A 12,799-nucleotide genomic window follows, 5' to 3' on the forward strand; every position below is an offset into this window, starting at 1 on the left:
GCATGGACCGGTTCGGCGTCCGGCTCGGCATCGACGTGGGCCGCGCCCGCATCGGTGTCGCCCGCTGCGACGCCGACGGTCTGCTCGCGGTGCCGGTCGAGACCGTCGCCCGCGAGAAGGACGCCGAGGGGGACGCGGACATCGCGCGCCTCGCGGCGATCGCCGAGGAGCACGGAGCGGTCGGCATCACCGTCGGACTGCCCCTGTCGCTCTCGGGGGCCGAGACGGCCTCCACCGACGACGCGCGCGCGTTCGCCGCGCGTCTGGCCGCGGCGGTGCCGAGCGCACCCGTCCGGCTCGTCGACGAGCGTCTGTCGACGGTGACGGCGCAGAGCGCCCTCCACCGCTCCGGACGCGACACCCGCGGCTCCCGCGCCGTGATCGACCAGGTCGCCGCCGTGGTGATCCTGCAGCACGCCATCGATTCCGAGCGCTCCAGCGGTCTCCCCGCCGGCTCCCCGCTCGAACCGAACGAAGGACGACCCACCCGTGACCGACGTCCCCCCGAGCCGCCGCGACGCCCGCGGCGCCGATCAGCCGAGTCAGCTCCCTCCGAATCGCGGACCGCTCCCCGGTTCGACTGAGGCCGAGACGACGTCGTCCGGCGCGGATCAGCTCGACCGCCTCTTCTCCGGCCCCGACGTGCCCGTCGCCCGCGACCGCGGCGACGCGGTGGAGCCAGCCCACCCCGACGCGCGTGCGTCGACCCGACGTCGCCGGGAGCGCTCCGGCGGAGCGACCCGCGCGCGCCGCAGCCGTCGCGGGCTGATCGGCGGACTCCTCGCGTTCGGCGTCTTCGTGGCGCTCGTCGCCGTCGCCGTGACGATGTTCGTCGAGCCGGTCCGGGCGCTCTTCGCCGAGCCCGAGGTGGCCGACTACGCGGGCACCGGCACGAGCGAGGTCGTGTTCACGATCCACCAGGGCGACGGCGGCAGCGACATCGCGAGCAACCTCGTCGCGGACGGGGTCATCAAGTCGTACGCGCCCTTCTACGAGCTCCTGGTCTCCACGAGCCCGGAGCCCGTGTTCCAGCCCGGCGCCTACTCGCTCAAGGCCGAGATGAGCGCGAAGTCGGCCCTGGCCGCCCTGCTCGACTCCGAGTCGACGCGCCTGGCCAACACTTTCGTCATCCCGGAGGGGACGGCTCTCGCGGGCGCCCTCCCGCTGATCGCGGACGGCACGGGGGTCCCTCTGGAGGAGCTCCAGGCGGCGGCTGCGGACTTCGGCTCCTACGGGCTGCCCGCCGAGGCGACCAGCCTCGAGGGCTTCCTCTTCCCGGCGACGTACGACATCGATCCGAGCACCCCCGCCCACGACATCCTGCAGACGCTCGTGACGCGGATGTTCCAGGCGCTGGACGAGGCGCAGGTCGCGCCGGAGGACCGCTACCGGGTCGTCGTGTTCGCGTCGCTCGTGCAGCGCGAGGCTCGGATCGCCGACGACTTCCCGAAGGTCGCGCGCGTCTTCCAGAACCGCCTCGACCAGGGTTGGCGGCTGCAGTCCGACGCGACCGTGGCCTACGGCACCGGAGCGACGGACCGCGTGTCGACGACCGACGCCGAGCGCGCCGACGTGAACAACGTCTACAACACCTACCAGCGCGACGGCCTGCCGCCCGCTCCGATCTCGAACCCCGGCGACGTCGCGATCGAGGCCGTCCTGCGTCCCGCCGAGGGCACCTGGATGTACTTCGTCACGGTGAACCTCGAGACGGGGGAGACGGTCTACTCGACCACCGACGCCGAGCACAACGCCGCGGTCGACCAGTGGCAGGCGTGGATGCGGGCGAACCCGGAGTACCAGTGACGGCGGGCGCGCGCCTGGCGGTCCTCGGATCGCCGATCGCGCACTCGAAGTCACCGGCCCTGCACGCGGCCGCGTACCGCGTGCTGGGGCTCGACTGGAGCTACACGGCCCTCGAGACGACGGAGGCGACGCTCGCGGCCGTGCTCGCCGATCCGGTCGCCCGGTGGCACGGGCTCTCGCTGACGATGCCGCTGAAGCACGCGGTGCGGCCGTTGCTGGACGAGGAGGACCGGGTCGCCCGCGCGACCGGCGCGGTGAACACCGTGCTGCTCGAGCGCGGGGCCGGCGTCGTCCGGCGGAGGGGCTTCAACACCGACGTCGCCGGGATCGTCCGGGCGCTGGGCGAGGCGGGGGTCCCCGCCTCCGATCGCGTCGAGATCCTCGGCGCGGGAGCGACGGCCGCCTCGGCGATCGCCGCCGCGGCCGAGCGGGGGGCGACCCGCATCACCGTGACCGCACGGTCACCGCAGCGCGCCGAGCCTCTGCGCCGGGTGGCGGCGGCCCTGGGCACGGAGCTCGACATCCGCTCGTTCGACGACTGGGAGTCGGGGGAGCCGCATCCGCTCGTCGTCTCGACGCTCCCCGGCGGCGCGTCCGGAGCGCTCACGGTGCCCGACGCCGTCGTCGCCGCCTCGACGCTCTTCGACGTCGCCTACTCGCCGTGGCCGAGCCCCCTCGCCGTCCGCTGGCGGGCCGGAGGCTCTCCCGTCGTCTCCGGGCTCGGGATGCTGCTGCACCAGGCTCTGGTCCAGGTCCGGATCTTCACGGCCGGGGATCCGGCCGCGTCGCTGCCCCGCGAGGACGAGGTCCTCGCGGCCATGCGCGCCACTGTGGACGACGGGGACTGACCGGCCGAGCAGCGAGCGCGAGCCCGTGGCCCGGCGGTGCGCTCCGGCCCCGTGTGCGAGAATCGGAGGATGCTCCGTTGGCTCACGGCCGGGGAATCCCACGGTCCCGAACTCATCGCCGTCCTCGAAGGACTCCCCGCGGGGGTCCCCGTCTCACTCGAGGACATCCGCAGCGATCTCGCTCGGCGCAAGCTCGGCTACGGCCGCGGCGCGCGGATGAACTTCGAGCAGGACGAGCTCACCGTCTCCTCCGGCATCCGTCACGGCGCCACCATGGGCAGCCCGATCGCCCTGCGCATCGGCAACACGGAGTGGCCGCGGTGGGTCGACGTGATGTCGGCCGAGCCGCGCGATCCCGAGACCCTGCCCAAGGGGCGCGGAGCCGCACTGACGCGCCCGCGGCCCGGCCACGCCGACCTCGTCGGCATGCAGAAGTACGGCTTCGCCGAGTCGCGCAACGTCCTCGAGCGCGCCTCCGCCCGCGAGACCGCGGCGCGCGTGAGCCTGGGCGCGATCGCCCGCCGCTTCCTCGGCGAGCTCGGCATCGAGCTCGTCAGCCACACCCTCGCGATCGGCCCCGTGCGCGTCCCCGAGGGCTCGCCGCTGCCGTCCGCGGCCGACGTCGACGCGCTGGACGCGGATCCGCTCCGCTGCCACGACGCGGCCACGAGCGCGCTGATGGTGGCCGAGGTCGACCGGGCGCACGACGACGGCGACACGCTCGGCGGCGTCGTCGAGGTCCTCGCCTACGGCCTCCCGCCGGGCCTGGGCTCCTACGTCCACTGGGACCGCCGCCTCGACTCCCAGCTCGCCGCCGCGCTCATGGGCATCCAGGCCATCAAGGGAGTCGAGGTCGGCGACGGCTTCCTCACGACGACCCGCCGCGGCTCCGAGGCTCACGACGAGCTGTTCCAGGACGCCGCCGGCATCTCGCGCTCCAGTGACCGTGCGGGCGGCACCGAGGGCGGGATGAGCACCGGCACGGTCCTCCGCGTCCGCGCCGGCATGAAGCCCATCGCCACCGTCCCGCACGCCCTGCGCACGGTCGACGTGGCCACCGGTGAGGCCGCCGGCGCGCACCACCAGCGGTCCGACGTCTGCGCGGTGCCCGCCTCGGGCGTGGTCGCCGAGGCGATGGTCGCCCTGGTGCTCGCGAACGCCGTGCTCGAGAAGTTCGGCGGCGACAGCATCGGCGAGACGCGCCGCAACCTGCGCGGCTACCTCGACGCGATCCCCGAGGAGCTGCGCACCGCCACGGCGAGCAACCCGGCCCTCGGAGCCTCCTGATGCCCGCCCCCGCCGCCCGGCGAGAGCGCTGATGGCCGGACACGATACCGGCGCGGCCCGCGCCCGAGTGGTGTTCATCGGTCCCATGGGGGCCGGGAAGACGACCATCGGGAAGCGGGTCGCGAAGTCCCTCGCCGCGCCGTTCGTCGACTCCGACGCCGACTTCGTCGCCGCTCACGGCCCGATCGCGGCCTACTTCGACGCCCACGGTGAAGCGGCCTTCCGGCGGGAGGAGCGGCTCGTCGTCGCTCGCGCGGTGCGCCGCGACGTCGTGCTGAGCCTGGGCGGGGGAGCAGTGCTCGATCCGCTCACGCGGGCCGACCTGGCCGACGTGCCCGTGGTCCTGCTGACCACGACCGCCGAAGCCGTCCGCGACCGCCTCGGCTCGGGCAGCAGACCGCTCGTGCGCGGCGGAGTCGCGGACTGGACGCGCCTGCACGAGCAGCGCCGTCCGATCTACGACGCGCTGGCGGACCTCACGGTCGACACCTCCCGCCGGCCGATCACCGCGATCGCCGCGGAGATCGCCGAGTGGGTGCGCGCGAGCGAGAACGACTCCCGACACGACGCGACCGCCGCCGGCGGCCGTGCAGACGACCCGGCGGCCGCCTCCGGCCGCCCGAGCGGAAGACTCCCATGAACGACGGCTCCACCGCCATCACCGTGACAGGCGCCACCGGCTACGACATCACCGTCGGCCGGGGGCTCCTCGACGGCCTCGCCGACGCCATCGGCCCGCGCGCAGCCAAGGTGCTCATCGTGCACCCGCCGACGCTCGCGGTCCTGGCCGCCGAGATCCGCGAGAGCCTGCTCGAGCGCTACGAGGTGCTCCTGGCGGAGGTCCCCGACGCGGAGGCGGCCAAGCGCGTCGAGGTCGCGGCCTTCTGCTGGCAGGTCATGGGCCAGTCGGACTTCACCCGCACCGATGTCGTCGTCGGCTTCGGCGGAGGATCGATCACCGACCTCGCCGGCTTCGTCGCGGCGACCTGGCTCCGCGGTGTCGGCGTCGTGCAGGTGCCGACCACGGTGCTGGGGATGGTCGACGCCGCCGTCGGCGGCAAGACCGGGATCAACACGGCCGAGGGCAAGAACCTCGTGGGCGCCTTCCACGCGCCGCGCGCCGTGGTCGCCGATCTCGACGTGCTCTCGAGCCTCCCGCGGAACGAGATCCTCGCGGGCTTCGGCGAGATCGTGAAGTACGGCCTCATCGCCGAGCCGCAGATCCTCGACATCATCGAGTCCGATGTCGACCTGGCGACGGATCCGACGTCCGAGGAGTTCCGACGCCTCGTCGAGCTCTCGATCGGAATCAAAGCCCGCGTCGTCGGCGAGGACTTCACCGAGCAGGGACTGCGCGAGATCCTGAACTACGGCCACACCCTCGGCCACGCGATCGAGCACGCCGAGCGCTACCAGTGGCGGCACGGCGCGGCGGTCTCGGTCGGGATGGTCTTCGCGGCCGAGCTCTCGCGGCTCACGGGGTCGCTGAGCGACGCGGCGGTCGACCGCCACCGCAGCGTCCTCGAGTCGCTCACGCTGCCGACCAGCTACCCGCTGGGCCGCTGGGAGACGCTCCTCGCGGCGATGCAGCGCGACAAGAAGTCCCGGGCGGGCATCCTCCGCTTCGTGGTGCTCGACGACATCGCACGCCCGAGCATCCTGCAGGGGCCCGAGACGTCGCTGCTGTTCGCCGCCTACCAGGAGATCGGCTCCTAGGCTCGCGCGGCCGCTCCGGTCAGGTGCGGCCCTCGAGCGCCGCTCGCCTCGCCGAGGCGTGCTCCTCGTCGCTGAGAGTGCCGTCGGCGTGCAGCCGGTCGATCTCGGCGAGGCGCTCGCTGAGCGGTCGGCCGCCGCCGAAGCCGTCCTTCGCGAGCTTCGCCGCGAGATCGGTCTGGAGAGTGAGCGGATTCACTCCGAGCTTCTTCGCGCGTCGCAGGTTCACGACGATCAGCACGACCATGAGGACGACCATCGCGGCGATGACGATCGGGACCGCGGTGAACGCGGCGTCGACCGTGCCGGAGTCGAAGGGTGTCGTGACGTCCGCCATGGCGGGTCTCCTCTCGTGACGTCCTCCCACCCTCCACCCTCCGCGAGGACCGGGTGCGGATTCGCACCGGCCGTCCAGGCTCCCTCGGCCGCGCCGTGCCCATCGACTACACTCGACGGGTCAGCCGTACCGGCCGATATCGCCGCGCCCGGAGTCGGGCCCACCGGCAGCAGACTTCCACCGAAACGGATCCCCCTTCGCATGGCCTCTACCACCGACATCAAGAACGGCACCGTCCTCAACATCGACGGTCAGCTCTGGAACGTCATCGACTTCCAGCACGTCAAGCCGGGCAAGGGCGGCGCGTTCGTCCGCACCAAGATGAAGAACGTCCTCACCGGCAAGGTCGTCGACAAGACGTTCAACGCGGGCGCGAAGATCGACACGGCGAACGTCGACCGCCGCGACTTCCAGTACCTCTACCGCGACGGCCAGGACTTCGTGTTCATGGACACGTCGGACTACGACCAGATCACCGTGCCCGAGGCGGTCGTCGGCGACGCGGCCAACTTCATGCTCGAGAACCAGAACGTCACCCTGGCGCTGCACGACGGCGACCCGCTCTACATCGACCTGCCCGCCTCCGTGGTGCTCGAGATCACGTACACCGAGCCGGGCCTGCAGGGCGACCGCTCGACCGGCGGCACCAAGCCCGCCACGGTCGAGACCGGCTACCAGATCCAGGTCCCGCTGTTCCTCGAGCAGGGCACCAAGGTCAAGGTCGACACCCGCACGGGCGACTACCTCGGCCGCGTCAGCTGAGCCGGGCCGTCCGTGAGTGCACGCACGAAGGCGCGCAAGCGCGCCCTCGACATCATCTACAACGCCGACGTCCGGCAGATCTCCCTCGCCGACTCCCTGCGGGCCGAGGCGGAGCGGGCGGTCCACGAGCCCGCCCGTGAAGCCTCCTGGCTCTACGCGCGGGAGATCGTCGACGGCGTCATCGACCACGCCGCCGAGATCGACGCGCTGATCGAGCGCCTCTCGAAGGGCTGGACGCTCGCGCGGATGCCCCTCGTCGACCGCGCGATCCTCCGGATCGGCGTGTGGGAGATCCTGCACAACGACCAGGTGCCCGACGGCGTCGCGATCTCGGAGGCCGTCGAGGCCGCCACGGTGCTCTCGACCGACGACTCCGCGGGCTTCATCAACGGCCTGCTGGCGTCGGTGGCGGAGTCGCGCACTCCCGCCTGACCCTCGCGTCCGAGCACTGCACCGCCGACCGGGCGGTCCGTCCCCTCAGGGGAACGGGCCGCCCGGTCGCGTCTCAGGAGACGACGATCGCGTCGAGGATCAGGTTCGAGCCGCTCGAGGCCGCGTTCCTGGTGCTGCCGCGCTTGATCGTGATCGTGTGCGTGCCGGCGGGGAGCGCGTCGCTCGTCCACACGGTCTGGTTGTACTTCGTCGACGCGCTGTAGCGGTCGACGGTCGTGACGAGCGCGCCGTCGAGGTAGACCTCGTTGGTCCCGGAGGACGACGTGCGCCGGCTCACCCAGCTGACCTTCGTCCCCGAGAACGTCAGTGCCGCCGAGGCGCCGACGCTGGTCGAGTACGAGATGCTGCCGCCGTTGTCCGCGGAGGACGACAGCGACGACCAGTTCCCCTCGGTGACGATCGCCGCGTCGCCGTTCTGGTAGGTGCCGGGTCCGGCCGCCGTCGGAGTCGGAGGGGTCGTGACGGGGGTGTTCTCGACGACGAACGCGTCGAGGATGATGTTCGATCCGCTCGAGGACGGGTTCCTCGTGCTACCGCGCTTGATCGTGATGGTGTGCGTCCCGGCGGCGAGGGGGCCGCTGGTCCACACCGTCCGGGCGTACGCGGTGGACGAGCTGTAGCGGTCGACCGAGGCGACGAGGGCGCCGTCGATGTAGACCTCGTTGATGCCGGAGGAGCTCGTGCGACGGCTGACCCAGCTCACGGCGGTGCCGGTGAAGGTGAGCGTCGCCGAGGCTCCCGTGCTGGTGGAGTAGGCGATGCTGCCGCCGTTGTCCGCCGAGGCGGAGAGCGTCGACCAGGAGCCCTCGGTGACGATGGACTCCGACCCGTTCTGGTAGGTGCCCGCCCCGGGTGCCGTCGGCTGCGGCGGGTTCGGCGTCTCGTCGACGGGCCCCTCGGCCAGCCAGCGGTCGAACAGATCGAGCATGTCCTTGTTGGTCGCGCTCGGCACCACGTGACCGTAGGGAGCGCCCTCGCCGGAGTGGCGGAGGACGCTCGTCTCCTTCGCGACCGGCAGCGCCTTCTCGTGCAGCGCGAGGCCGTGCTTCGCGAACGGGACGATGATGTCGTCGTCCGAGCCGCTGATCCGCAGCCGCGTCCCGGCCCAGACCGACTGCGGCAGCAGTGCCGGGTTCGTGGCCGGGACGGTGGAGAGGTCGTTGTCGTAAGCGGGCAGGACGCGCAGCGGATCGCGCTCGGCGATGTCGGCCATGTCGAAGGTGCCGCTGGCGATGTAGGCACCGCGGATGTTCGGCACGAGCCGGTTGCCGTACGCCCAGCTCAGCAGGGTGCCGCCACCGGAGTTGGAGCGGAGGAAGCTGGCTCCGACCTTCCACTGCGCGGTGACCCACTTCACGGCGTTGCCGTGAGCAGCGATCGCCTTGGGCCCGGTCCACTCGCTGCCGCCGTAGTTCGGGCAGATGCAGACGAAGCCGCGGTCGACGGCCTGGTCGGCCGCGTACTGGAAGGCGCCCGAGAGCGCCGCGTAGCTGCTCCCGTTGGCGTGGTAGTACCAGAGGACGGTCTTCGCGGAGGTGAGGCTCGGCGCGGCGGTGTGCGGCACGAAGAGCCGGGTCCGGTCGCCGCCGATCGAGACGTCGATGACCTCGTAGGGGGTGCGGCCCACGCGCGAGAGGACCGTGTCCGTGCGCGAGATCTCGCCGAGGAGCTTGGGGATCACCGAGTAGTTCGGCGCCGCGGCGGCGGGGGAGGCCAGCACGATCGTCGCGCCGATCCCCGCGATCGATCCGGCGAGGACGGTGCGGCGTGAGAGCGGGGCTGCGCCGAAGGAGGACGTGGTCATGCGGGGATCCTTACTTCCGGCGGGCACAGCGGCCGGGACGTGAGCGGGTCGCTCGGGGGAGTGCGCCGGGGGCGTTCCGCGGGAGGGGGATGGGCGGAACCAGCGACGGGAGGGGGGGCGGCGCGCCGTCGTCACCGGTTACAGGCTATCGGGGACGGGGCGGGAACGGGCGTTCTCTTTCCCCGGATCCGCCTCCCGAAAGGGGGACCCGTGGTGGTGTGCCGCCGCTCCGCCGCCGGTGCCGGTCCTCGGCGGGAACGGGGCCGCGACCGGTCGAGCGACCTCTATACTCGGGGGGACATTTCCTTTAAGGCCGTCCGGAGAGACGGGGAAGGAGGTCGGTGTGACGGCACGAATCGTGCTCAACGGCGCTGACATCTCGCGTGCTCTGACGCGCATCGCCCACGAGATCCTCGAGTCGAACCGGGGAGCGCAGTCGCTGGTGATCCTCGGGATCCCCACGCGCGGCGTGGTCCTCGCCCGGCGGATCGCCGATGCCATCGCCCGCATCGAGCCCGACGCCGCCCCCGTCTTCGCCGGCGCCCTCGACGTGACGATGTACCGGGACGACCTCTCCCGCCACCCCGTGCGCACCCCCGCGAGGACGACCGTCCCCGCGAGCATCGACGGGCGCACCGTCGTGCTCGTCGACGACGTGCTCTTCTCGGGGCGGACCATCCGCGCCGCGCTGGACGCCCTGAGCGACATCGGCCGCCCGCGCGCCGTCCGCCTCGCCGCCCTGGTCGACCGCGGCCACCGCGAGCTCCCCATCCGGGCCGACTTCGTGGGCAAGAACCTTCCGAGCAGCCTCAGCGAGAGGATCAACGTGCGCCTGGTCGAGACGGACGGAGAGGACCTCGTCGCCATCGAGTCCGCCCGCGACGGTGGATCCGACGGACGGAGCGACGCGTGAAGCACCTCCTCTCGACCCGCGACCTCGACCGCTCCTCCGCGATCGGCCTCCTCGACATCGCCGAGGACATGGCCGACGTGCAGAACCGGGAGGTCAAGAAGCTGCCGACTCTGCGCGGGAAGACGGTCGTCAACCTCTTCTTCGAGGACTCCACCCGCACCCGGATCTCGTTCGAGGCGGCCGCCAAGCGGCTCTCGGCCGACGTGATCAACTTCAGCGCCAAGGGCTCGAGCGTCTCGAAGGGCGAGAGCCTCAAGGACACCGCGCAGACCCTCGCCGCGATGGGCGCCGACGGAGTCGTCGTGCGGCACAGCGCCTCGGGCGCCCCGGCCGTGCTCGCGGCGAGCGGCTGGATCGACGCGTCGATCCTGAACGCCGGCGACGGCACGCACGAGCACCCCACGCAGGCGCTGCTCGACGCCTTCACCATCCGCCGGCGCCTGCACGGCCCGTCGGCCTCCCGCGGCAAGGGCCTCGACGGAGTCGCGGTGACGATCGTCGGCGACATCCTGCACTCGCGGGTCGCGCGGTCGAACGTCTGGCTGCTGACGGCGCTCGGCGCCGAGGTGACCCTCGTCGCCCCGCCCACCCTGGTGCCGGTCGACACCGCCGGCTGGCCCGCGACCATCCGCTTCGACCTCGACGACGCCCTCGACTCGGGCCTGCCCGACGTCGTGATGCTGCTGCGCATCCAGCTCGAGCGGATGTCGAGCGGCTTCTTCCCCAACGGCCGCGAGTACGCGCGCATCTGGGGTCTCGACGACGAGCGCCTCGCCCGGTTGGGCCCCGATACCATCGTCATGCACCCCGGACCCATGAACAGGGGCGTCGAGATCTCCTCGGCCGCCGCCGATTCGAGCCGCTCCACGGTGCTCGAACAGGTCACCAACGGAGTCTCGGTCCGGATGGCCGCGCTCTACCTGCTGCTGTCCGGCGAACGGGAGATCCACTGATGAGCACGCCACTGACCAGCACCCGCGGACACGGGCGGATCCTGATCTCGGGGGCGACCCTCGCCGACGAGAGCACCGCCGACATCCTGATCGACGGCGGAGTCGTGGTCGACATCGGAGCCGACCTCGACTCGAGCGGGGCCCGCGTCGTCGACGCCGACGGCCTGCTGGCGCTGCCCGGCCTGGTCGACCTGCACACCCACCTCCGCGAGCCCGGCTTCGAGCAGAGCGAGACCGTGCTCACCGGATCGCGCGCGGCCGCCGCAGGAGGCTTCACCGCCGTCTTCGCCATGGCCAACACCTCCCCGGTGCAGGACACGGCCGGGGTCGTCGAGCAGGTGCAGAGCCTGGGCGAGGACGCCGGCTACGCGACGGTGCGGCCGATCGGAGCCGTCACCGTGGGCCTCGCGGGGGAGTCCCTCGCCGAGCTCGGCGCGATGGCCCGCAGCCGTGCCGCCGTGCGGGTCTTCTCGGACGACGGGAAGTGCGTCTCGGACGCGCTGCTGATGCGCCGCGCGCTCGAGTACGTGAAGGCCTTCGACGGAGTCGTCGCGCAGCACGCTCAGGAGCCGCGGCTCACCATCGGCGCGCAGATGAACGAGGGAGCCGTCTCGAGCGCGCTCGGACTCACCGGGTGGCCCGCAGTGGCGGAGGAGGCGATCATCGCCCGCGACGTCCTGCTGGCCGAGCACGTCGGCTCCCGCTTGCACGTCTGCCACGTCTCGACCGCCGGCTCGGTCGACGTGATCCGCTGGGCGAAGGCGCGCGGGATCGACGTGACCGCCGAGGTCACTCCCCACCACCTGCTCCTGACCGAGCAGCTGATCGCGGGGCAGGACGGGGGCGGCGGCTACGACGCGCGCTTCAAGGTGAACCCGCCGCTGCGCCGCGACGAGGACGTCGTGGCCCTCCGCGAGGCCCTCGCCGACGGCACGATCGACATCGTCGCGACCGACCACGCCCCGCACCCCGTGGAGTCGAAGGACTGCGAGTGGGACGCCGCCGCGTTCGGCATGGTCGGTCTCGAGAGCGCGCTCTCGGTCGTCCACGCCGCGGTCGTCGACGACGGCCGGATGACCTGGTCGGACATCGCGCGCGTCCTCTCCGCCGCTCCGGCGCGCATCGGCCGGCTCGACGGCTACGACCGCGGTCTCGCGGTCGGCGCGCCGGCGAACGTCGTGCTCTACGACCCGGCGGCGCGCCGCCGCTTCTCCACGGCCGACCTGCGCGGCCGCAGCGCGAATTCGCCCTACCTCGGCCGAGAGCTGCCCGGTCGCGTCGTCGCCACGTTCCACGACGGCTACCCCACGGTGCTCGACGGCCAGCTCGTCGACGCCGTCGAGGTCGCCGCCGCCGCGAGGTCCGCCCGTGGATAGGACCGTCATCACGATCGTCATCGCCGCGGTCGTCGTCCTGGTGTTCGCCGGGATGATGCTCTCGTGGCGAGCGCGCCGCCGCCGCTCCGCCGACCTCGCACCGGAGGCCGTGCCGGCCGAGTCGCTGGGCGCCGAGCTCGAGTCGGTCGAGCTGCCCTACGTCGCCACGACCCGCTTCGAGCAGCCGCTCGAGCGCGTGGTGCTGCCGGGCCTCGGCTTCCGCGGAAAGGCGACGCTGCGACTCCACGAGCGCGGCGTGGTCCTCGCGCCGGTCGGCGAGCGCGAGACCGTGATCCCGGCGGCCCTGCTGCGCGGGGCGGGCGAGGGCAGCTACGCCATCGACCGCGCCGTCGAGGAGGGCGGCCTGCTCGTCCTCTCGTGGTCGCCGCGCGGTGCCGAGACGGTCGACTCCTACCTCCGCGTCGCCGAGCCGCCCCTGCGTCGGCACCTCGTCGCCGAGATCCGCCGGCTCGCCGGCCCCTCCTCCTCCCCCTCCACCCCGGGAGCCGCCGACGGCGACTCCTCCCCGACCCAGAAGGGCTCCTAG

General features: G+C 72.5%; 14 protein-coding genes. 12 read left to right on the plus strand and 2 right to left on the minus strand.

Translation table 11 applies throughout. From position 1 onward, the window contains the following. Positions 1-2 precede the first annotated feature (2 nt). From ruvX to aroB, 6 genes are all read left to right on the plus strand, one after another. Entirely contained in the window at positions 3-584 is a 582-nt protein-coding gene (gene ruvX / locus LRG51_RS00940; protein WP_442966628.1) for a Holliday junction resolvase RuvX, read from the plus strand. Continuing rightward, positions 490-1,806, plus strand: coding sequence for an endolytic transglycosylase MltG (gene mltG / locus LRG51_RS00945; protein WP_230670469.1), 1,317 nt, complete (start codon positions 490-492; stop codon positions 1,804-1,806). Before ruvX ends, mltG begins: the two co-directional genes overlap by 95 nt. Continuing rightward, positions 1,803-2,654, plus strand: a complete 852-nt coding sequence (locus tag LRG51_RS00950; protein ID WP_230670472.1) for a shikimate dehydrogenase — start codon at positions 1,803-1,805, stop codon at positions 2,652-2,654. The genes mltG and LRG51_RS00950 overlap by 4 nt, the downstream gene beginning before the upstream one ends. A 69-nt stretch (positions 2,655-2,723) precedes the next feature. Then, positions 2,724-3,941, plus strand: a complete 1,218-nt coding sequence (gene aroC, locus LRG51_RS00955; RefSeq protein WP_107575283.1) for a chorismate synthase — start codon at positions 2,724-2,726, stop codon at positions 3,939-3,941. 31 nt (positions 3,942-3,972) lie between these two features. Further along, the gene (locus tag LRG51_RS00960; RefSeq protein WP_230670475.1) at positions 3,973-4,581 is read left to right on the plus strand and encodes a shikimate kinase; all 609 of its coding nucleotides are present in this window, start codon (positions 3,973-3,975) and stop codon (positions 4,579-4,581) included. After that, positions 4,578-5,657, plus strand: a complete 1,080-nt coding sequence (gene aroB / locus LRG51_RS00965) for a 3-dehydroquinate synthase (protein ID WP_055791787.1) — start codon at positions 4,578-4,580, stop codon at positions 5,655-5,657. The genes LRG51_RS00960 and aroB overlap by 4 nt, the downstream gene beginning before the upstream one ends. A gap of 19 nt (positions 5,658-5,676) precedes the next feature. Here aroB and LRG51_RS00970 read toward each other — a convergent pair whose 3' ends face one another. After that, complete coding sequence (locus LRG51_RS00970) at positions 5,677-5,991, minus strand: hypothetical protein (RefSeq protein WP_230670478.1); 315 nt, start codon at positions 5,989-5,991, stop codon at positions 5,677-5,679. Between the two features lie 201 nt (positions 5,992-6,192). On the opposite strand from LRG51_RS00970, the gene efp reads away from it, so the two are divergent. Both efp and nusB read left to right on the plus strand, forming a co-directional pair. Next, positions 6,193-6,753, plus strand: coding sequence for an elongation factor P (gene efp, locus LRG51_RS00975; RefSeq protein WP_055791792.1), 561 nt, complete (start codon positions 6,193-6,195; stop codon positions 6,751-6,753). 12 nt (positions 6,754-6,765) lie between these two features. Continuing rightward, positions 6,766-7,185 carry a transcription antitermination factor NusB gene (gene nusB / locus LRG51_RS00980; RefSeq protein WP_055791796.1) on the plus strand — a complete coding sequence of 140 codons (420 nt, stop codon included), beginning with the start codon at positions 6,766-6,768 and terminating at the stop codon, positions 7,183-7,185. A gap of 73 nt (positions 7,186-7,258) precedes the next feature. Here the strand turns inward: nusB and LRG51_RS00985 are convergent, their stop codons facing one another. Next, positions 7,259-9,010, minus strand: a complete 1,752-nt coding sequence (locus LRG51_RS00985; RefSeq protein WP_055791798.1) for a hypothetical protein — start codon at positions 9,008-9,010, stop codon at positions 7,259-7,261. A gap of 343 nt (positions 9,011-9,353) precedes the next feature. Here LRG51_RS00985 and pyrR point away from each other — a divergent pair, with 343 nt between their 5' ends. From pyrR to LRG51_RS01005, 4 genes are read left to right on the plus strand one after another with little or no spacing between them, the layout of a single operon-like run. Next, positions 9,354-9,923, plus strand: coding sequence for a bifunctional pyr operon transcriptional regulator/uracil phosphoribosyltransferase PyrR (gene pyrR / locus LRG51_RS00990; RefSeq protein WP_055791802.1), 570 nt, complete (start codon positions 9,354-9,356; stop codon positions 9,921-9,923). After that, a complete protein-coding gene (locus LRG51_RS00995) occupies positions 9,920-10,876 on the plus strand; it encodes an aspartate carbamoyltransferase catalytic subunit (protein ID WP_055791805.1) in 957 nt (318 codons plus the stop codon). The genes pyrR and LRG51_RS00995 overlap by 4 nt, the downstream gene beginning before the upstream one ends. Further along, the gene (locus LRG51_RS01000) at positions 10,876-12,252 is read left to right on the plus strand and encodes a dihydroorotase (RefSeq protein ID WP_230670480.1); all 1,377 of its coding nucleotides are present in this window, start codon (positions 10,876-10,878) and stop codon (positions 12,250-12,252) included. Before LRG51_RS00995 ends, LRG51_RS01000 begins: the two co-directional genes overlap by 1 nt. Continuing rightward, complete coding sequence (locus LRG51_RS01005) at positions 12,245-12,799, plus strand: PH-like domain-containing protein (RefSeq protein ID WP_055791813.1); 555 nt, start codon at positions 12,245-12,247, stop codon at positions 12,797-12,799. The genes LRG51_RS01000 and LRG51_RS01005 overlap by 8 nt, the downstream gene beginning before the upstream one ends.

Source organism: Rathayibacter sp. Leaf248 (genome assembly GCF_920939495.1).
Lineage (GTDB): Bacteria > Actinomycetota > Actinomycetes > Actinomycetales > Microbacteriaceae > Rathayibacter > Rathayibacter caricis.